The 19,394-nt window shown below is 71.3% G+C and carries 20 protein-coding genes and 1 riboswitch; of the genes, 13 read left to right on the top strand and 7 right to left on the bottom strand.

Going from position 1 to position 19,394, the window contains the following annotated elements; all coding sequences use genetic code 11:
* Nucleotides 1-8: 8 nt before the first annotated feature.
* The 3 genes from AC1RN0_RS06585 (at nucleotide 9) to AC1RN0_RS06575 (ending at nucleotide 4,839) form a co-directional block, all read left to right on the top strand.
* On the top strand, nucleotides 9-689 hold the full coding sequence (locus AC1RN0_RS06585; RefSeq protein ID WP_492786634.1) for a Fe2+-dependent dioxygenase: 681 nt from the start codon (nucleotides 9-11) through the stop codon (nucleotides 687-689).
* Nucleotides 690-780: 91 nt separating this feature from the next.
* The gene (locus AC1RN0_RS06580) at nucleotides 781-3,126 is read left to right on the top strand and encodes a PAS domain-containing hybrid sensor histidine kinase/response regulator (RefSeq protein ID WP_492786633.1); all 2,346 of its coding nucleotides are present in this window, start codon (nucleotides 781-783) and stop codon (nucleotides 3,124-3,126) included.
* A gap of 60 nt (nucleotides 3,127-3,186) precedes the next feature.
* A complete protein-coding gene (locus AC1RN0_RS06575) occupies nucleotides 3,187-4,839 on the top strand; it encodes an MFS transporter (protein WP_492786632.1) in 1,653 nt (550 codons plus the stop codon).
* Here the strand turns inward: AC1RN0_RS06575 and modB are convergent.
* The 4 genes from modB to AC1RN0_RS06555 are packed head-to-tail and all read right to left on the bottom strand — an operon-like array spanning nucleotide 4,836 to nucleotide 7,100.
* Entirely contained in the window at nucleotides 4,836-5,528 is a 693-nt protein-coding gene (gene modB, locus AC1RN0_RS06570; protein WP_492786631.1) for a molybdate ABC transporter permease subunit, read from the bottom strand. The two genes, AC1RN0_RS06575 and modB, sit on opposite strands and share 4 nt — an antisense overlap.
* Nucleotides 5,525-6,418 (bottom strand): NAD(P)-dependent oxidoreductase, encoded by an 894-nt coding sequence (locus tag AC1RN0_RS06565; RefSeq protein WP_492786630.1) that lies wholly within the window; start codon nucleotides 6,416-6,418, stop codon nucleotides 5,525-5,527. Before AC1RN0_RS06565 ends, modB begins: the two co-directional genes overlap by 4 nt.
* Before the next feature lie 11 nt (nucleotides 6,419-6,429).
* On the bottom strand, nucleotides 6,430-6,741 hold the full coding sequence (locus tag AC1RN0_RS06560; protein WP_492786629.1) for an MliC family protein: 312 nt from the start codon (nucleotides 6,739-6,741) through the stop codon (nucleotides 6,430-6,432).
* Between the two features lie 8 nt (nucleotides 6,742-6,749).
* A complete protein-coding gene (locus AC1RN0_RS06555; RefSeq protein WP_492786628.1) occupies nucleotides 6,750-7,100 on the bottom strand; it encodes a c-type cytochrome in 351 nt (116 codons plus the stop codon).
* Nucleotides 7,101-7,252: 152 nt separating this feature from the next.
* On the opposite strand from AC1RN0_RS06555, the gene AC1RN0_RS06550 reads away from it, so the two are divergent.
* The gene (locus tag AC1RN0_RS06550; RefSeq protein ID WP_492786627.1) at nucleotides 7,253-7,723 is read left to right on the top strand and encodes a (2Fe-2S)-binding protein; all 471 of its coding nucleotides are present in this window, start codon (nucleotides 7,253-7,255) and stop codon (nucleotides 7,721-7,723) included.
* A 17-nt stretch (nucleotides 7,724-7,740) separates the two neighbouring features.
* Entirely contained in the window at nucleotides 7,741-9,894 is a 2,154-nt protein-coding gene (locus AC1RN0_RS06545; RefSeq protein ID WP_492786626.1) for a xanthine dehydrogenase family protein molybdopterin-binding subunit, read from the top strand.
* Between the two features lie 193 nt (nucleotides 9,895-10,087).
* On the opposite strand, the gene AC1RN0_RS06540 is transcribed toward AC1RN0_RS06545, so the two are convergent.
* The gene (locus AC1RN0_RS06540; RefSeq protein ID WP_492786625.1) at nucleotides 10,088-10,669 is read right to left on the bottom strand and encodes a nucleotidyltransferase family protein; all 582 of its coding nucleotides are present in this window, start codon (nucleotides 10,667-10,669) and stop codon (nucleotides 10,088-10,090) included.
* A gap of 32 nt (nucleotides 10,670-10,701) precedes the next feature.
* Here AC1RN0_RS06540 and moaA point away from each other — a divergent pair, with 32 nt between their 5' ends.
* The 5 genes from moaA to moaC are packed head-to-tail and all read left to right on the top strand — an operon-like array spanning nucleotide 10,702 to nucleotide 13,427.
* Nucleotides 10,702-11,715, top strand: coding sequence for a GTP 3',8-cyclase MoaA (moaA, locus tag AC1RN0_RS06535; RefSeq protein ID WP_492786624.1), 1,014 nt, complete (start codon nucleotides 10,702-10,704; stop codon nucleotides 11,713-11,715).
* A 1-nt stretch (nucleotide 11,716) separates the two neighbouring features.
* The gene (locus tag AC1RN0_RS06530) at nucleotides 11,717-11,956 is read left to right on the top strand and encodes a MoaD/ThiS family protein (protein WP_492786623.1); all 240 of its coding nucleotides are present in this window, start codon (nucleotides 11,717-11,719) and stop codon (nucleotides 11,954-11,956) included.
* A complete protein-coding gene (locus tag AC1RN0_RS06525; RefSeq protein ID WP_492786622.1) occupies nucleotides 11,953-12,399 on the top strand; it encodes a molybdenum cofactor biosynthesis protein MoaE in 447 nt (148 codons plus the stop codon). The genes AC1RN0_RS06530 and AC1RN0_RS06525 overlap by 4 nt, the downstream gene beginning before the upstream one ends.
* Nucleotides 12,400-12,951, top strand: a complete 552-nt coding sequence (gene moaB, locus AC1RN0_RS06520; RefSeq protein ID WP_492786621.1) for a molybdenum cofactor biosynthesis protein B — start codon at nucleotides 12,400-12,402, stop codon at nucleotides 12,949-12,951.
* On the top strand, nucleotides 12,948-13,427 hold the full coding sequence (gene moaC / locus AC1RN0_RS06515; RefSeq protein WP_492786620.1) for a cyclic pyranopterin monophosphate synthase MoaC: 480 nt from the start codon (nucleotides 12,948-12,950) through the stop codon (nucleotides 13,425-13,427). Before moaB ends, moaC begins: the two co-directional genes overlap by 4 nt.
* An 87-nt stretch (nucleotides 13,428-13,514) precedes the next feature.
* Here the strand turns inward: moaC and AC1RN0_RS06510 are convergent, their stop codons facing one another.
* Nucleotides 13,515-14,465, bottom strand: coding sequence for an XdhC family protein (locus AC1RN0_RS06510; protein ID WP_492786619.1), 951 nt, complete (start codon nucleotides 14,463-14,465; stop codon nucleotides 13,515-13,517).
* 104 nt (nucleotides 14,466-14,569) lie between these two features.
* Here AC1RN0_RS06510 and AC1RN0_RS06505 point away from each other — a divergent pair, with 104 nt between their 5' ends.
* The 3 genes from AC1RN0_RS06505 to AC1RN0_RS06495 are packed head-to-tail and all read left to right on the top strand — an operon-like array spanning nucleotide 14,570 to nucleotide 17,235.
* Nucleotides 14,570-15,613: a PLP-dependent aminotransferase family protein gene (locus tag AC1RN0_RS06505; protein WP_492786618.1), complete on the top strand. Its 1,044-nt coding sequence runs from the start codon at nucleotides 14,570-14,572 to the stop codon at nucleotides 15,611-15,613.
* Nucleotides 15,610-16,485 (top strand): aldo/keto reductase, encoded by an 876-nt coding sequence (locus AC1RN0_RS06500; protein ID WP_492786617.1) that lies wholly within the window; start codon nucleotides 15,610-15,612, stop codon nucleotides 16,483-16,485. The genes AC1RN0_RS06505 and AC1RN0_RS06500 overlap by 4 nt, the downstream gene beginning before the upstream one ends.
* A gap of 39 nt (nucleotides 16,486-16,524) precedes the next feature.
* Nucleotides 16,525-17,235 (top strand): cytidylyltransferase domain-containing protein, encoded by a 711-nt coding sequence (locus AC1RN0_RS06495; protein ID WP_492786616.1) that lies wholly within the window; start codon nucleotides 16,525-16,527, stop codon nucleotides 17,233-17,235.
* Here AC1RN0_RS06495 and AC1RN0_RS06490 read toward each other — a convergent pair.
* Nucleotides 17,219-19,048 (bottom strand): TonB-dependent receptor plug domain-containing protein, encoded by a 1,830-nt coding sequence (locus tag AC1RN0_RS06490; RefSeq protein WP_492786615.1) that lies wholly within the window; start codon nucleotides 19,046-19,048, stop codon nucleotides 17,219-17,221. The genes AC1RN0_RS06495 and AC1RN0_RS06490 overlap by 17 nt on opposite strands.
* Before the next feature lie 139 nt (nucleotides 19,049-19,187).
* Nucleotides 19,188-19,381, bottom strand: a riboswitch (cobalamin riboswitch).
* Nucleotides 19,382-19,394: the final 13 nt, after the last annotated feature.

Raw genomic sequence — 19,394 nt, 5'->3', positions numbered from 1 at the left:
ACAGCGCGATGATGCTCCAGATTCCCGGCGTGCTCGACAAGGACGAGGTCGCGCGCCTGCGGGCGCTGATCGACGCCGCCGACTGGACCGACGGCAATGTGACGTCCGGCTTCCAGTCGGCCCTGGCCAAGCAGAACCGGCAACTGCCCGAAGGGAGCGACGCCGCCCGCGAGGCCGGCGCGGCGATTCTCGCCGCCCTGGAGCGGCATCCCCTGTTCCTGTCGGCGGCCCTGCCGGCGCGGATCTTTCCGCCGCTGTTCAACCGCTACGGCGTCGGCGACGGTTTCGGCGATCACATCGACAATTCCATCCGCCGCGACCGGGAGGGCCGGCAGCTGCGCACCGACCTGTCGGCGACGCTCTTCCTCACCGAGCCGGAGGACTATGACGGCGGGGAGCTGACGGTCGACGATACCTACGGCGTGCACCAGGTGAAGCTCGCGGCCGGGGACATGATCCTTTATCCCGCCTCGAGCCTGCACCGGGTCGAGGCGATCACCCGCGGCGCGCGGGTTTCGTCCTTCTTCTGGATCCAGAGCCTGGTGCGCGACGACGCGCGGCGGGCCCTGCTGTTCGACATGGACCTGGCCATCCAGCGCGCGGGCGTCGGCCTGGGCGTCGGCGACGCGGCCGTGGTCTCCCTGACGGGGGCCTATCACAACCTGCTGCGGATGTGGGCCGAGACCTGAACATCCGGTCCGGACCAAGATCAGCGCCCGCCGCTCATCCCTCGTTTACCCGCACCCGTCATGGTCCGGACGAACACGGGACGGAAACCAGATGGCCGGCGCAAGGACCGGAGAGCGATCGACGAAAGCGCGGGGACACCGGTCCTCGGCGGCGCGGTGGTTCTTCGACAACTCCCTGGACATGTTCGCCGTCGTCAACCGGGACGGGGTGTTCACCGAGATCAACGACGCCTGGGAGCGGCTCACCGGCTGGCGCCGCGAGGACCTGGTCGGCCGCACGATCTTCGAGTTCCTCCACGAGGATTGCTACGAAGAGGCGCGCGACTCCCGCCGGCGCATGAAGCGTGACGGCCATACGGTCAACCAGCTGAAAATCCGCTGCAAGGATGACCGGTGGATCTGGATCGAGGGGCGGTCGCGCCTCGACCCCAACGGCGACATGGTCGGCACCCTGCACGACATCACCGAGCTGGTGATGCAGAAGGAGGAGCTGGAAACGGCGCGCCGGAACCGCTCGATGCTGTCCGAAGCCGCCGGCATCGGCAGCTGGAGCTTCGAGCCGCGCGCCGACCGGATCGAGTGGTCCGACGATATCCTGGCGCTGTCCGGCTGGGACCAGACCGATGTCGACTCGCCGGCGAAGTTCTTCGCCTGCCTCGACCCCGCCGAGCGGGACATGGTCAACCAGGCCTTCACCCGGGGCGTCCAGACCGGCGAGGGCGCGACCATCGAGCACCGGCTTCTGGCCCGGGACGGTCGCTGGCTGACCATGCGGGCGACGTTCCGGACCGAACCGCGCGGTCGCACCTTCGCGCTCAAGGGCATTTCACAGGACGTCACCGAGCTGGTCCAGGCGCGCGACGCCGCGCGCGAAGGCGAGGCCCGCGTCCAGGCGCTGATGGAACAGGCCCGCATGGACGCCTGGCGCCAGGAACTGGCGCTCGCCGCCGCCGACGCGGGCGCATTCGAGATCGATCATGCGGGCCGGACCTTCTGGGCCAGCGAGCAGTTCTTCAGGCTGGTCGGCGAACGCATGACCTACAAGACGATCGCCCAGCCGGTCTGGCCGTCTGTTCATCCCGACGACAAGGCCATGGTGCGCGATCACAATCGCCGCTGGGCCGGCGGGTCCGAAAACGTCTCGATGGAATTCCGCATCCTTCTGCCGAACGGCAAGGAGCGCTGGGTGCGCACCTTCTACCGGCTGGACCGGCCAACCCGTAAAGGCGTCGGCCTGGTGCTCGATATCGACGCCCGCAAGCGGCAGGAACTGGCCCTGGTCGAGGCGCAGCGCGCCGCCGAGGCGGGGGCCGAGGCCAAGGCGGCCTTCCTCGCCAACATGAGCCACGAGATCCGCACGCCGATGAACGGGGTGCTCGGCGTGCTGCACCTGCTGAAGGGCGAGACCATCAGCGACAGCGGCCAGCGGCTGCTCGACGAGGCTCTCAGCTGCGGCAAGATGCTCTCGACCCTGCTCGACGACGTCATCGATTTCGAACGCATCGAGGCGGGGCGGCTGGAGCTGTCGGACGAGCCGGTCCACGCCGGCGAGCTGGCGCGCAGCGTGTTCCGCCTGCTCGAGCCCCAGGCCCGCGCCAAGGGTCTGACCCTGACGCTCGAGGGCGCCGAAGGTCTGGGCTGGGTGCGGACCGATCCGGTCCGCCTGCGGCAATGCCTGTTCAACCTCATGGGCAACGCGGTGAAGTTCACGCCGTCGGGCGGGGTGACGCTGCGCTGCGAACGCCCCGCGGCGGGCCGGCTGGCCTTCGCCATCCAGGACACCGGCATCGGCATCGCGCGCGAGGCGCAGGACCGGCTGTTTGAACGTTTCCACCAGGCCGACGCGTCGACCACCCGGCGGTTCGGCGGTTCGGGCCTGGGCCTGACGATCACGCGCCGTCTGGCGGAAATGATGGGCGGCCAGGTCTCGTTCGACTCCGTCCTGGGCGTGGGCTCGACCTTCCGCATCGAGATCGCCGCGCCCGCGGCCCAGGCCGTCGACGGAGCGGCCGCGCCGAGCGGCGGCGCGCTCGAAGGCCTGCGCGTGCTGGTCGTCGAGGATAACCCGACCAACCGCCTGATCGCCGTGAAGATGCTCGAAAGCCTCGGCGCTTCGGCCCAGACCGCCTGTGACGGGGCCGAGGGCGTGGCCGCCGCAGCGGCGGGGGTGTTCGACCTGATCCTGATGGACATCCAGATGCCGGACATGGACGGCATGGAGGCCTGCCGCCGCATTCGCGCGCTGGACGGACCGTCCGCCGGAACGCCGATGATCGCGCTGACGGCGAATGTGCTGGCCCATCAGCGCGAGACCTATCTGGCCGCCGGCATGGACGGCGTGGTCGGCAAGCCGATCTCGCCGACCGCGCTGCTGGCCGAAATTTCGCGCCTCGCCGGCGCCGGGGCGGACGCCGACGACGCGACCCTGGTCGCCTGACCATCTTCCGCCCGCCGCCGGTCGTGCTAGACCTGCGTCAAAACCGGGGGGTATGACGCCATGGCCAGCACGACAACCAGCGAAGACGCGCCCGTCTCCATGCGGACGGTGGTTCTGGCGTCATCCGCCGGCACCGCCTTCGAGTGGTATGACTTCTTCGTCTTCGGCACGCTGGCCTCGGTCATCGGCAAGAACTTCTTCGCCGAGCTGGGCGACACGGCGGGCGTGCTCGCGGCGCTGGGCCTGTTCGGCGCCGGCTTCTTCTTCCGGCCGCTGGGCGCGCTGATCTTCGGCCGCATCGGCGACAAGGCGGGCCGCAAGGGCGCCTTCCTGATCACCGTCATCCTGATGGGCGCGGCGACCTTCGCCATCGGCCTCTTGCCGACCTACGCCATGGCCGGGCCGCTGGCGCCGCTGCTGCTGATCCTGATGCGCATCATCCAGGGCACGGCGCTGGGCGGCGAATACGGCGGCGCGGCGATCTACGTCGCCGAGCATGCGCCGAACGGCAAGCGCGGGGCGATGACCGGCTGGATCCAGACCTCGGCCGCCTTCGGCCTGCTGGGCGCCCTGCTGGTGATCCTCGCCGCCCGCACCGCGCTGGGCGAGGAGGCCTTCCTCGCCTGGGGCTGGCGCATTCCGTTCCTCGTCTCCATCGGCCTGCTGGGCGTGTCGATCTTCATGCGCCTCAAGCTGTCGGAAAGCCCCTCGTTCCAGAAGCTGAAGGACGCCGGCGAACAGGCCGAACACCCGTTCCGCGAGGCCTTCGGCCAGTGGAAGAACCTCAAGCTGGTGCTGCTGGCGCTGGTGGCGATCATGTTCGCCCAGGGGGCCGTCTGGTACACGACCTTCTTCTACCTGCCGGTGTTCCTCGAGCGGTTCCTCAAGGTCGAGCCCAAGACCGTCAACCTGCTGGTCATGGCGGCCACCGCCGTCAGCGCGCCGCTGTATGTCTTCTTTGGCTGGCTGTCCGACAAGGTCGGCCGCAAGTGGGTGTTGTGGTTCGGCATGGCGCTGGCGCTGGTCGCCTTCTTCCCCGCCTTCCACCAGATGGCGCGCTACGCCAACCCGGCCCTGGCCGAGGCCGAACAGCGCATGCCGGTGACCGTGATCGCCGATCCGGCGTCCTGCCACCTGCAGTTCGACCCGGTGGGCAAGGCCGTGTTCACCAGCTCCTGCGACATCGCCAAGAGCGCCCTGGCCAACGCCGGGGTCTCCTATGTCAACGAGGCGGGCCCCGCGGGCGTCGTGGCCAGGGTCGACGTCGGCACGGCCGAGGTGGTCTCGGTCGAGGGCGCCGGTCTCGACAAGGCGGGCCTCAAGGCGGCCAAGACCGATTTCGAGACGCGGCTGAAGGCCGCGCTGGCCGCCGCCGACTATCCGGCCAAGGCCGATCCCGCGCGGATGAACCTGCCGGCGCTGTTCGCCATCATCCTGGTGTTCGTGGTCGCCTCGACGGCGCTGTACGGGCCGCAGGCCTCGGCGCTGGTCGAACTGTTCCCGACGCGGGTGCGCTACACGGCGCTGTCGCTGCCCTATCACGTGGGCACCGGCTGGGTCGGCGGCTTCGTGCCGTTCACCGCCTTCGCCATCGTGACCGCCACGGGCGATATCTACGCCGGCCTCTGGTACCCGCTGATCTTCACCCTGATCAGCGTGCTGGCCACGGCCTTCCTCTGGCCCGAGACGCGCGGCCGGTCGCTGGACGACTAGCTCCGTCCCGTCGGCCGTTCCACGGCCCGGACCAGCGCGTTCGAGGCGAACACCGCCGCCACGGCGATGACGCTGGCCACGGCGCACAGCATCAGGGCGCGGCTCTCGCCGCCCGGCGACTGCACCGCCTGGTAGATGGCCGTCGGCAGGGTCAGGGTCTCGCCGGGAATGGCGGCGGCGAAGGTGATCGTCGCGCCGAACTCGCCCAGCGCTTTGGCGAAGCCGAGCACCGCTCCGGCGATCAGGCCCGGTCCGGCCAGCGGGATGGTCACGCGCAGCAGTCGCAGCAACGGCCGGGCGCCCAGCGTGCGCGCCACCTCATCCACTTCCGGGTCGATCGACTCGATGGCCAGCCGGATCGGCCGGACCATCAGCGGAAAGGCCATCACCGCCGAGGCCAGGGCCGCGCCGGTCCAGTCGAAGGCGAAGACCACGCCCAACTCGGCCAGCGGCCGGCCCAGCGGTCCGTTGCGGCCGAGCAGGATCAGCAGGACATAGCCGGTGGCCACCGGCGGCAGGACCAGCGGCAGATGGACGATGGCGTCGAGCAGGGAGCGGCCGGGAAACCGTCCGCGGGCCAGCAGCAGGGCGACGGCGAAGGCCACGGGCAGGGAAAACAGCATCGCCGTCGTCGCCACCTTCAGCGACAGGGCGATCGCGTCCAGGTCGGCGGCGGTCAGGGCGATCACGTGTCCGGCGCGGCGAGCAGCACCTCGACCGCCACCCCGGCCTCGGCCAGCGCCCGGATCTCGCGCGGATCGATCGGGCCGGTGACCAGCCGCACGACCTGCCGGCCGGCGCGGGCCAGGGCGATCAGGTGTTCCGCCCCGGCGTCGCCGAGCGTCAGCCGGCCCGCGTCGCGGCGGGCCATGCCGAGGATCGCCGGCTCGACCCCGTCGGGAATGACCAGGCAGTCGGCTTCGGACAGCACCCGCGCGGCGCGCAGGGTCAGCAGGTCCGAGGGGCCCTTGCCGGCGACGAAGCGGACCAGGCCCGCGGGGCGGACACCGCGGGCGAGCGCTTCCTTCAGCAGGACCGAGGCGCGCTCCATGTCGCCGTCCATGGCCGCCTGGGCGGTGGGGCTGGCGAGGATCTCCCGCAGGAAGGTCCGGCGCACGGCCGCGTCGGGCAGGGTCTCGCGGACCTCGGCCTGATGCTGGCGCAGCAGGGCCGCGACCCGGCCGGAGCCTTCGGGAATGCGGGTCTCGATGGCGTTGCGCAGCAGGGCCGCCAGCATCGGGGCCCCGCCGCCGGTGCCGATGGCGGCGACCACCTCGCCCCGGTCGATCAGGGCCGGGGTGAAGAAGTCGGACAGGTCCGGCCGGTCGACGACATTGACCAGCGCCCGCGCCGCCCGGGCCGCGCCGGCGGCGGCCTGCACGAACAGGTCGTCGCCGGCGATGAAGGCCAGGATCGCCCCCGAATAGGCCCCGGCGAGGAAGGCCGACGGGCCGTCCAGTCGCACGAGGTGCGCGGGCGAGCCGTCGAACAGCCGCGCCTTGGCGTCGGCGGCCTCGCCGGCGCCGGCGATGACCACCTTGCGGCCGGCCAGGGGAAAGAAGGCTGGGAAAGCGTCCACCGGGTCTCCGCTCAGCCGACGCGGCAGTTGTCGTAGGGACCGCCGGGGAAGCCGGACAGCATGGCGCCCTCGCCCTTGCCCCAGATCTCGTAGGTCCCCGAGGCGTATCGGGCGCCGGACCCCGAGCGGACATGCGGCAGCGCCTTCGTCACCCCGCCGGCCGTCACCTTGACCCGGTCGCCGGGCTGGTTCCAGGCCGCCGTGAAGCCCTTGCCGCCGTCGCAGCGATATCGCAGCGGACTGCTGTCCGTGCCCGGCGCGGGCGCGGTGGCGCAGCCGGCGAGCGTCAGGCCGAGCGCGACGATGAAGGACAGGCGGCGCATGGGCGCTCCTAGGGTTGGGTCTTCAGATAGGCGATGATCGCCGCGCGCGCCGCAGGTTGCGCCACACGCGCGAACATCCGCGTTCCCGGGGCGAACCCGGCGGGGTTGGCGAGGTAGGCGTCGAGGTTCGCGTCGTTCCAGGGTCCGGTCTTCGCCTTGAGGCCGGCCGAATAGGCGAAGCCCGGCGACCCGGCGATCCTGCGGCCCGTCACGCCCTTCAGGCTCGGCCCGGCCGGGCCGTTCACGCCGGTCAGGGTGTGGCAACTCCTGCACTGGGCGTTGAACAGGGCCTGGCCGTCTTCGGCGGCGGCGGGCAGGGCGAACGCCAGCCCGAAGGCGGCTGCGAGGGCGATGCGCATGAACAGTCTCCGTCGAAGGGCTTCCAGCCTAGACCAGCCCCGAGAAAAATTCACTGGCGCCACCCTCCCTTAACAGCGTTAAGATAGGATACGCCACGGGACTGGCCAGGTCCCTGGACTATAATCGAACGCAGACTGGGGAACGTTCAGAAATGGCAACCACACTCGATATCAACGGCAAGTCCGTCAGCGTCGCCGCGACGGATGACACCCCGCTGCTCTGGGTCCTGCGGGACGAACTGGGCCTGACCGGGACCAAATACGGCTGCGGCATCGCCCAGTGCGGGGCCTGCACCGTGCACATCGACGGCCAGCCGACGCGCTCCTGCCAGACCCCGGTCAGCGCGGTCGCCGGCATGAAGATCACCACCATCGAAGGCCTGGGCGGCCACCATCCCGTGCAGCAGGCCTGGGTCGCCGCCGATGTACCGCAGTGCGGCTACTGCCAGTCCGGCCAGATCATGAGCGCCGTCGCGCTGCTGGCCGAGAAGAAGGCTCCGAGCGACGAGGACATCGACGCGGCCATGAGCGGCAACATCTGTCGCTGCGGCACCTACCAGCGCATCCGCGCGGCCATCAAGGACGCGGCCGGCATCGCCGCCGCCCTGCCGGTCAAGGCGTGAGGGACCGGGTCATGAACATGCACAGCAAAAGCATCGCGCCCTCCCGCCGTGATCTCGTCGTCGGCGCCACCCTCGTGGGCGGCGCGCTGCTGGTCGGCTGCTCGCCGGCCGACCTGCTCAGCGCCGGCTCAAAGGTCGACGTCGGCGCCTTCGGGCCCTTCATCAAGGTGGCCGCCGACGGCGCCGTCACGGTGATTTCCAAGCACATCGAATTCGGCCAGGGCAATCACGCCGGCCTGTCGGCGATCGTCGCCGAGGAGATGGACGCCGACTGGGCCCGGGTGACCGTCGAACAGGCCCCGGCCAACGCCAAGCTCTACGCCAACCTCGGCATGGGCGTGCAGGGCACGGGCGGCTCGACCGCCATCGCCAACAGCTGGATGCAGCTGCGCACGGCCGGCGCGTCGGCCCGGGCGATGTTCGTCCAGGCGGCCGCCGGCAAGTGGGGCGTCCCGGCGGCGGAGATCGCCGTCAAGGACGGCGTGGTCAGCCACAGGAGCGGCAAGTCGGCCGGCTTCGGCGAGCTCCTCGCGGATGCGGCCAGGATCGCGCCCCCGGAGAAGCCCGTCCTGAAGGATCCGAAGAGCTTCACCCTGATCGGCACGAGTCGCGTGCGGCGCAAGGACAGCCTGGCCAAGAGCACCGGGACCGCGCGCTTCACCCAGGACGTCCAGGAACCGGACCTGCTGGTGGCCATGGTCGCCCATGCGCCGCTGTTCGGCGCGAAGGTGAAGAGCTTCGACGCCACGGCGGCGAAGAAGGTGCCGGGCGTGGTCGAGGTCTACCAGATCCCGACCGGGGTGGCCGTCGTGGCCAACAACACCTGGGCCGCCCGCCAGGGCCGCGACGCCCTCAAGGTCCAGTGGGATGACTCCAAGGCCGAGAAACGCGGCTCCGACCAGATCATGGCCGAGTTCCGCGCCGCCGCCGCCGGCAAGGGCCCTTCGGACCTGAAGTGGGAGTCGTTCGACACCCACGGCGACGCGTCGAAGGCCGACGGCGAGGTGTTCGAGGCGACCTATGACTTCCCCTACCTGGCGCACGCCACGATGGAGCCGATGAACGCCGTGGCGCGGGTCAAGGGCAACAGCGTCACCATGACGTTCGGCTCGCAGATTCCGACCATGGACCAGCTGAACGCGGCCAAGATCGTCGGCACGTTGCCGGGGTCGGTGCAGATCGAGACCCTGTTCGCCGGCGGCTCGTTCGGCCGGCGCGGCAACTTCCAGTCCGACTATTCGGCCGAGTGCGTGCACATCGCCAAGAAGGTCGGCGGCGGTCGCCCGGTGAAGCTGGTCTGGACCCGCGAGGACGACATGCAGGCGGGCTACTTCCGCCCGATCGTGCACCACAACGTGCGGATCAACCTCGACAAGGACGGCTATCCCGCCGTCTGGCGCCACCGGATCGTCACCCAGACGGTGATGAAGGGCTCGCCGATGCCGTCCAAGGGCGTCGACACCTCGGCGGTCGAGGGCGCGATGGGGTCGCCCTATCTGAAGGCCACGCCGTCCGTGGACGCCCAGGTGGCGCTGCCGGAGGTCGGGGTGCCGGTGCTGTGGTGGCGGTCGGTGGGCGCGACCCACACGGCCTTCGTCATGGAGCACACCATCGACCAGCTGGCCCACAAGTCCGGCAAGGATCCGGTCGAGTACCGCCGGACCCTCTACACCCGCGCCGGCGCCAAGCGGCATCTGGCGGTGATGGACCTGGCGCTGTCCAAGGCCGGGCCCGTCCCGGCCGGGCTGTCGCGCGGCGTCGCCGTGCACGAGTCGTTCGGCTCGGTCGTGGCCGAGATCGCCGACGTCGACCTCTCCGGCGCGGAACCGCGCGTGCGGCGCGTGGTGACGGCGGTCGACTGCGGCGTAGCCATCGCGCCCGACCAGATCGCGGCCCAGATGGAAGGCGGCGTCTGCTACGGCCTGTCGGCGGCGCTCTACGGCGAGATCACGCTGAAGGACGGCGCGGTGCAGCAGACCAACTTCGACGGCTACCGCGTGCTGCGCATGAACGAGGCTCCGACGGTCGAGACCTACATCGTGCCGTCCGGCAATGCGCCGTCGGGCGTGGGCGAGCCCGGCACGCCGGTGATCGCGCCCGCCGTGGCCAACGCGATGCTCGGCGCCGGCAAGCCCGCGACCTACCGGCTGCCGTTCGTGAGAAGCGTGTAGCGAATGCTCAACCCTCCCCGTTCCCGGGGAGGGGGACCATGCGGAGCATGGTGGAGGGGTCAGCGCCGACGCCTCCGGAGGGGTATGACGACTGTTGTCGGCCGGCGCCGGAGTTCCGGGCCCTCGCCGACACCGGTTCTGCCCCTCAGTCGCGCTCCGCGTGCCAGCTCCCCGCGAGCGGGGAGCATCGGCTCTATGGCTCATCCACATCGAACAGCACCCCGTCGTCGTCGGTCGGGATGAGGGCCAGGCCGTGGGTCATGGCGCTGAGCAGCCAGCCGGCGCCGCGGTCGCCGGCCAGAGACAGCAGGGCGGGGAACAGTTCGGCGGAGAACAACGCCGGATGGCCGCGCCGGCCGCCACAGACCGGCGCGGCGGCGCGGGCGCCCGCGGCCAGCGCCTCGGCCAGCTTCGGGGCGATGTCATGCGGAATGCGCGGCATGTCGCCGAGAAAGACGAACGTCCCGGCGGCGTCCGGCGGCAGGCCGGCCACCCCGGTCCGCAGGGACGCGCCCAGACCCTCGCCGTGATTGGCGTTGTGGACCAGGTGCAGCCGGGCGCCTTGACCGGTCCGGTCGGCGAAGCGGCTGGCGGCCCCCAGCACGCCCTCGTCGGCTCCCCAGACCACGGTGACCGAGCGCACGGGCGCGGCGAAGGCGGCCGCGAGCGCTCCATCCAGCAGCAGACCGTCGCCGCGCGGCGAGGTCAGCTTGCCGCCGCCGAAACGCCGGCCCGAGCCCGCCGCCAGTACGATCGCTTCCAGCGCCCCTGTCATCACGCCCGCCTCCGCCCTATTCTGGGAACAGTATGACAGCCGCGCCCGCCCGTCCCGCCCTGATCGACGGCTTTGGCCGCGCCGTGACCTATCTGCGGGTTTCGGTGACGGACCGCTGCGACCTGCGCTGCGTCTACTGCATGGCCGAGAAGATGGTCTTCCTGCCCAAAGCCGAGGTGCTGACGCTCGAGGAGCTCGACCGGATCAGCAGCGCCTTCATCGGCCTGGGCGTGCGCAAGCTGCGGCTGACCGGCGGCGAGCCGCTGGTGCGCAAGGGCTTCATGAGTCTGGTCGAGAGCCTGTCGCGGCATCTGAGGTCCGGCGCGCTCGACGAACTGACCCTGACCACCAACGGCACCCGTCTGGCCGAGTTCGCCGGCGACCTGGCCCGGCATGGCGTCAGGCGGGTCAACGTCTCGATCGATACGCTGAAGCCGGACCTGTTCCGCACCCTGACCCGCGGCGGCGACCTGGCGAAGGTCATCGCCGGGATCGAGGCGGCCCAGGCGGCCGGTCTGGCGGTGAAGGTCAACGCCGTGGCCCTGGCGCAGGACAACGCCGCCGAGATTCCCGACCTGATCCAGTGGGCGCACGGCCGGGGCCTCGACATGACCCTGATCGAGACCATGCCGTTGGGCGAGGTCGATGCCGACCGCACCGACCAGTTCCTGTCGCTCGACCAGGTACGGCGCGAGCTCGCCAGCTACTGGACCCTGACCGACCTGCCGCTGAACACCGGCGGCCCGGCCCGCTATGTGCGCATCGAGGAGACCGGCGGGCGGCTGGGGCTGATCACGCCGCTGAGCCACAATTTCTGCGAGGCCTGCAACCGCGTGCGGCTGACCTGCACCGGCACGCTGCACACCTGTCTCGGCCGTGAGGACGCGTCGGACCTGCGGGCCGTGCTACGCGCTGGAGCCAGTGACGCGGACCTGGTCGAGGCGATCCGTCACGCCGTCGACGCCAAGCCGCAGGGCCACGACTTCCAGATCGCGCGCGGAAACGCGCCGGCGACCCGTCGCCACATGTCCACGACGGGAGGCTGAGATGGCCCGGGTGCTGCTGTTCGGCCGTCTGGCTGACATCGCCGGCTGGCGGGAGACCACGATCGCGGCGGACAGCCTCTCCGACCTGCGCGACAGCCTGACGGCGACCGATGCGGCGCTGGGCGAAGCGTTGACCGGACCAGGGGTGCAGGCGGCCGTCGACAAGGTCATCGTCCGCACCGACGTTCCCCTGACGGCGGCGTCCGAGGTCGCCTTCCTGCCGCCGATGAGCGGCGGATGACCGTTCGCCTGCAGACCGAACCGTTCGATCCGGGCGCCCTGCTGACCGCCTTCACGGCGGGACGGTCCGAGACCGGCGCCGTGGCCAGTTTCACGGGCATCGCCCGGTCGGAGGCCGGCGCGACGACGACGTTGGAGCTGGAGGCGTATCCGGGCTTCACCGAGGCCGAGATCGCCCGCGCCGGTGCGGCGGCGGCCGGCCGCTGGGGCCTGCACGACTGGCTGGTGATCCACCGCACCGGGCCGATCGCGCCGGGGGAGCCGATCGTCTTCGTGGCCGCTGCCGCGTCGCACCGGCGCGAGGCGTTCGAGGCCTGCGACCATCTGATGGACTACCTCAAGAGCCGCGCGCCCTTCTGGAAGAAGGAACACGGCCCGGACGGCGCCCGCTGGATCGAGCCGACCGATCGTGACAGGACAGACGCTGAACGCTGGGAGACCTGAATGACCTCGCCCTTCCCCATCGGCGGCAAGATCGACGAGAGCCTGGCGGTGACGCCGGTGCGCGTGGCCGTGCTGACCGTCTCCGACACCCGCGACGAGGAGAGCGACACCTCCGGTCATCTGCTGGCCGGCCGCGTGACGGCCGCCGGCCATGAACTGGCCGACAAGCGGATGGTGCGCGACGACGTCGCCCAGATCCGCCAGCAGATCGAGGCCTGGGTCGCGTCCGGCTCGGTCGACGCCATCGTCACCACCGGTGGCACCGGCCTGACCGGCCGAGACGTGACGCCCGAGGCGGTCCGGCCGCTGTTCGACAAGGAGATTGACGGCTTCTCGGTGATCTTCCATCTGGTCAGCTACCAGTCGGTGGGCCTCTCCACGCTTCAGTCGCGGGCGCTGGCGGGGATCGTGAAGGGCGTGTTCGTGTTCTGCCTGCCGGGCTCCAACGGCGCGGTGAAGGACGGCTGGGACAAGGTCATCGCCGCCCAGCTCGACAGCCGTCACCGCCCCTGCAACATGGTCGAGCTGATGCCCCGGCTCCTCGAACAATGAGCAAGCTGACCCACATCGACAGCGAAGGCCGCGCCCGGATGGTCGACGTGACCGGCAAGCCGGACACGGTGCGCGAAGCGGTGGCCACCGGCCTGGTGCGCATGGATGCCGAGACCCGCGCCCTGGCCCTGTCGGGCGACGCGAAGAAGGGCGACGTGCGGGCGGTGTCCGAGATCGCCGGCGTCATGGCGGCCAAGAAGACCTCGGAGCTGATCCCGCTCTGCCACCCGCTGGCCCTGTCCAAGGTCGAGGTGTCGGTGACGCCGCACGACGAGGGGCTGGCCGTGACCGCGCGGGTCAGGACCACCGGCCCGACCGGCGTGGAGATGGAGGCGCTGACGGCCGTGTCCGTCGCCTGCCTGACGATCTACGACATGCTCAAGGCGGCCGACAAAGGCATGGTCATCGAGGCCGTGCGGCTGGAGGAGAAGACCGGCGGCAAGTCGGGCGAATGGAAGCGGCTGCATACGCTTTGAGCGCCGTTGCGTGGTTCGAGACGCTCGCTTGAGGCTCGCTCCTCACCATGACGGGCATTTGTGTTCGTCATCCTGAGGAGCGGACCCTCAGGTCCGCGTCTCGAAGGACGCACGTAGCCCGATGATTTCCCCCACCGCTGCTACCGCCACCTCCCACGGCGCCTTGCCGCCGAGGTCGAGGCCGATGGGGGCGCGAAGCCTGGCCAGGTCCGCCTCGCTGACCCCGTCCCGCCTCAACAACGCCAGCCGCTCGGCCAGCCGCTTGCGCGCGCCGAGCAGGCCGACGTAAGGCGCGGCCGACGGCAGGGCCGTCAGCAGCGCCGCGTGGTCGGTTTCCAGATCGTGGCTGCAGACGGCGACGGCCGTCCAGGCGTCGAGGCCGACGGCCGTCAGCGCGGCGGCGGGGTCGTCGCGGCGATAGGCGACGCCGGTCAGCGGCGGCGGCGTGGTGGGGCCGCGCGGCCGGATGAGGGTCGTCTCGAATCCCGCCTGGGCGCCCAGCTGCGCGATGGCCAGCGCCGTAGGATCGCCGCCGATCACCGCCAGCCGCGAGACCGGATCGTGCCGTCGGATGACGGCGCCGGGCCAGGGCCCGGCCGTCCCGGCGCAGAGTCGTCGCCGGCCGTCGCTGACCCACATAGCCGGCCGCCGGGCGTCCATCAGGCGAAACAGGTCGGCCGCGGCCGGGTCGTCCGGCAGGACTCGCTCCAGCAGGATCTCGATGCGCGCGCCGCACAGCAGGCGGATGTCCGGCCAGGGGCTGCCCTCGCCGTAGACCAGTCGGCGCGGCTCGCCGTCGGCCAGACAGGCGCGCGCGTGACCGGCCACATCGCCCTCGACGCAGCCGCCCGACAGGAAGCCTGACACGACGCCTTCGGCGAAGACCATCTGCGTGCCGACGGGCCGCGGACCGCCGCCGCCGAGCGCGGCGATGGTCGCCAGAACGGCCGGCTTTCCGGCGGCCAGGGCCTTGCGCAGGGCCGGTCTCTGATCGTCGGCGAGGCCGTAGTCCGGCCAGTCGGGAAGCGGGGTGTCCATCGGCGCGACATTAACCCCCGCTAAACGCTCTCGATACCGCTTCCTTAAGGGGTTGGCGCGCATGGTTACGGCTGACTTCACCAAGAAGCCCGGGAAGGACCCCGATGGGCCGCGCCGCCTTCATCCCCGCTCCACCCGCCCCGAAAGGGGGACCGCGCCTGCGCGCGCTGGGGTGTCGGCTGTGGGACGCCGACGGCGAAGCGCGTATCGATTTCGACATGGCCGGCGGTTCGGCCCTGCTCGGCCACAGCCATCCGGTCGTTGAATCCGCCGTCGCCGAGGGAGTCCCTGCCGAGGGCGTCGCCCAGGCCGCCCTGGCCGATCTGCTGCCCGGATCCGTCGCCGCGCGCTTCTGCGCCGAGGAGTCCCAGGCCCTGCCCGCGGCCATCGACGCGGCCCGCCGGGTCACCGGCCGCCGCCGCGCCGCGGTGTGGGACGCCGGCGCCGGGCCGTTCGGCGGGGTGGACGATCTGGCCGCCATCGTCGTCGATCCGCTGGGCGCCGAACCGCTGGATCTGGTCGCGGTCCGTCGCACCGCCGACGCCGCCGGCGCGGTGCTGATCTTTGATGAAGGCGCCGCCTCTTTCCGCGTGCACGAGAACGGCGCCCAGGGCCTCGCCGGCGTCTCGCCGGACCTGGCCGTGTTCGGCTCGGCGCTGGCCAACGGCCGGTCGATCGGCGCGGTCTGCGGCCGGTCCGAGCTGATCTTCGCCCTCGACCCCGAGGACCTGCCCGCGCCCGCGACCCCGTCGCTGGCCGCCGCCGGCGCGACCCTGAGACTGCTGGCCGCCGACCCGGTCGCGCCGCGCCTGCGGGTGCTGGGCGCCGAACTGCAGGCCGAAGTCGCCCGCCTCGCCGAGCAGGCCGGCGCCGAGGGCCTGTTCGCCCTCGACGGCGACCCGTCCCTGCCCACGCCCCTGTTCGCCCGGCCGCAGATCGAAGGCCTGTGGCTGCGCGGCATGGCCGCCTGCGGCTTCGTTGTCGTCGGGCCGCACGCCCTGTCGGCCGCCCATGGCGAGCCGGAAGTCGCCGCCCTGATCGCGGCCTACGCCGCCCTGTTGCCGACATTCGTCGAGGAAGGACGCCGGCTGGGTCCGACCCGCCGCGCCGACTTCGCCTTCGACATCCGTCCAGAAGGACACGCATGAACCCTCTGCTTTCCAAGCTCGGTCTGGGCTCGGCCCAGTTCGTTCCCGGCGCGTCGACGCCGAGCCGCGGCCGCACGCCCGAGGTCGAGGCGCGCGACATCCTGACCATCGCCGCGCGCGCGGGCCTGTCGGTGTTCGACGCCTCGGGCGCCTGGGGCCGGTCCGAGACCCTGCTCGGCGAGCTGATGCCGCGGCCGCTGCCGTTCCGTCTGGTGGTCGCCACGGTTCGCCCGGACAAGGGTCCGGACTTCGTCGAGGGCGAGCTGCGGGCCAGCCTCGCCCGCCTCGGCGTTCTGCACGCCGACGCCGTGGTGGTGCCGCTGGCCGGCGACCTGTTCGGTCCGCAGGGCATGGCCATGTGGACACGCCTGCAGCAGCTGCGCGACAGCGGCCTGATCGGCAAGATCGGCATCTCCCTGCATTCCACGGACGACCCCGTCGGGGTGGTTCGTCGCTTCAAGCCGGACCTGATCCAGGCCCCCGCGTCGCTGCTTGACCAGCGCATGCTGGCCGACGGCACGCTGGAGCGGATCGCCGGCATGGGGGTCGAGGTGCAGCTGCGCTCGATCTTCCTCAACGGCCTGCTGTTCCTGCCGCTCGACCGCATCCCGTCGCCGCTGAAGGCGGCCTCCGGCTCGCTGTCGCGCGTCCGGCGCATGATCGCCGAAGGTCGCAGCGATCCGCTGCAGGCCGCCCTCGGCTTCGCCCTGTCGCGTCCCGAAGCCAGCACCGTGCTGGTCAATGTCACCACCGCCGCGGAGCTGTCGGCCGTCGTCGCCGCCGCCGCCAGCCCGCCCCCGGATCTGGACTGGACCGAAATGGCCATCGACGACCCGGTGGCCCTCGATCCTCGCCGGTGGGCCGCCGCCTAGACGGCGCCCACCCCGGCAACGCTCAGAAGGAGCACGCCCATGACCCTCGCGATCCTCCAGGCCCGGATGGGCTCCAAGCGACTGCCCGGCAAGGCGCTGTCGCCGCTCGCCGGCCAGCCGCTGATCTGGCGCCAGCTCGAACGGATCAAGGCCGCCCGCACCCTGACCCGCATCGTCGTGGCCACCAGCTGCGAGCCGGCCGACGACGCCCTGGCCGCCTGGCTGGTGTCCCAGGGCCAGGCCGTGTTCCGCGGCGCGCCCTGCGACCTGCTCGACCGGTTCGCGCGCTGCGCTGAATCCGCCGGTCCGGCCGGCCATGTGGTCCGCATCAAGGGCGACGCGCCTTTTGTCGACCCGCGCGTGATCGACGAGGCCGTGCGCCTCGCCCGCGTCAGCGGCGCCGACTACGTCTCCAACCGCGAGCCGGCCAGCTATCCGCGCGGCATGGAGGTCGAGGTGGTCGCCACCTCCGCCCTGGTCGCGGCGGCGGCCGAGCCGCGCGAGATAACGGCGACGGTGTCCCCGACCGCCTTCATCCGCGCCAACCCGGGCCGGTTCTCAAGAGCGGGCTTCAGCTACCAACGCGACCTGTCGAAGCTGGACTGGCGGGTGAAGACGTCCGCCGACCTGGCCTTCGCCCGCGGGGTCTACGGCGCCCTGTACGCCGCCGATCCGGGCTTCGGCATGGCCGACGTGCTCGACCTGGTCGGCGGACGTCAGGATCTGGCCCGCTTCAGTTACGCAGCCTGAAGCCGACGAACAGGCCGCGGCCCGCCTCGCCGTAGCCGAGCGACTGCTGGTAGTCCTCGTCGGTCAGGTTCACCACGCGCGCGGTCAGATCGATCGTGTCGGTCAGCGCCCAGCTGCCCGACAGATTGGCGACGACGAATCCGTCCCGCCGCGCCGGCGAGAAGGTCGAGGGGTCGGAGTCAGCCTGTTCGCCTTCCGCTCGCACGCTCAACGCCGCCTTCAGGCGATCCCCGGTCCACATCACACTCAGCGAGCCCGCCTGTTCCGGCGCCCGGATCAGCTCCGCCCCGGTCGACTCATCGACCGCGTCGGTGAAGGCGTAGGAGGCCTTGAGCGACAGGCGGTCGGTCAGCTCCGCCTCGACCTCGGCCTCGACCCCGGTGGTCTTCGTCCGGTCGATGTTCACATAGCGGCCGACGCCGTAGCTGATCTGGTCGCGCACCTCGAGACGGTAGCCTGTGACGCGGGCGTAGAAGCGATCGTCGGCTGACCGCCACGACACGGCCGCGTCCCAGCCCTCCGCCGTTTCGGGCTTCAGACCGGTCGACGGGCCGGCCGGGAAGCAGAAATCGCAGACCGTCTGGCTGATCGTCGGGGTCTTGAAGCCCTGGCCGAAGCTGGCCGACAGCAGGACGCCGTGGCCGGCGTCGAGTACGGCGGCGAGCCGGGCCGTGGCCTTGGCGTCGTAGTCGTCCGGCGCGTCCTGGCGCAGGCTGGCGGTCAGGGTCAGCGGCGCGACCGGAGAAGCCCGCACCACGCCGAAGGCCGAGGTCGCCCCCAGGTCGGCGGTCTCCCCGGTGCTGATCGAGGCCTCGGTGTCGTCCCGTTCGACGCCCAGCAGGAAGGCGAAGGCGTCGCCGGGGCCGCCCCGCCCGGCCGTCCAGCGCAAGGTCGCGCGCCGGGCGTCGTAGCTCGAGGAGAAGGCCGAGATGTTGTCACGGGTCAGGTCGTAGAGGCTGACGCTGAACACCTGGTCGAGACCCAGCAGACCGTCAGCCGTGATCCGGCCGAAGCCTGTCCAGCTGCGGCTCTCGCTGCGGTCGGCGGTGTCGCCGAAGGTGAAGAAGGCGTCATAGCCGTCGTTGTCGATCCGCGCCTCGTTGTAGCGCAGGCGGGCGTCCAGCCTGACGGAGTCGGACAGGGTCAGGCGCGCGTTGCCGCCGACGGTCCAGCTGGTGAAGCCGTCCTTCTCCGTTCCAACCGCCGCCTTGGACACGCCGTCGCTGGAGTAGGCCGAGGCGGTGATGCCCAGCGCGCGCCGGTCGTCGGCGACACCGAAGGCCGCCGTGCCGCGCACCGTGCCCAGCGACCCGGCCTCGGCCGAGGCGCGCCAGCCGTCGATCTCCCGGGTGGTGAAGGCGATCGCGCCGCCGATGGCGTCGGAACCCCAGAGGGAGCCCTGCGGGCCCGAGAGCACCTCGATCCGCTCGACATCGCCCAGATCCAGACTGGAGAAGTCGAAGCCGCCGTTGGGGCTGGAGGGGTCGTTCTGGACGACCCCATCGACCAGCACGAGGGTCTTGTCGGCGCTGGCGCCGCGCATGCGGACGTAGGTGACGCCGCCGAAGTCGCCGTTGCGGCTCAGCGACAGGCCGGGGATCGTCTCGAGGATGTCGCCGGCGAAGGTCGCCTGGCTGGCGGCGATGTCTTCGGCGGTGATCACCCGGGCGTCGGGCGCGTCGTCGATGCGGGTTTCCAGCCGGGTCGCGGTGACGATCAGCTCCCCGACGGTGGTGCTCTCGACGTCATCGGCGCGGGCGGTCGTCGCCGCGGCCAGCAGGGCCGAGGCGGATATCAGCAGAAGGCGCTTCATGGCGCAGGTCCTCACAAACGTGAGCCCGCGCGGCGCCGCGTGGCGGAATTTGTCCAAAGCGAACGTCGACGCGCCGGCCGACGGTCGCTTCAACGGGAAGGCAAGCCTTCCCCGCGCCATCAGCCTGGACCCGGGCTGCGGACGAGCGACGGCGGCGGCAGGTCTCCTGGCTCGCGGGTCATTGGACTGCATCCCGCCTTCCCGGTTTCCCAGTGGCGTCGCTTGCGCGAATGGATGCGGCCCTCGCCGCTGACAGTTGCGGGCACAGCCGGGGACTTGCACCCCGTTCCCTCTTGGCCCCCCGGAAGGGGAACCGCCTGCGGCCTGATTGAACCGTCGGCGGGGA

The organism is Caulobacter sp. GW821-FHT12F03 (genome assembly GCF_058806855.1).
Note: the sequence above shows the minus strand (reverse complement) of the source record. Positions and strands in the feature narration are given on the sequence as shown.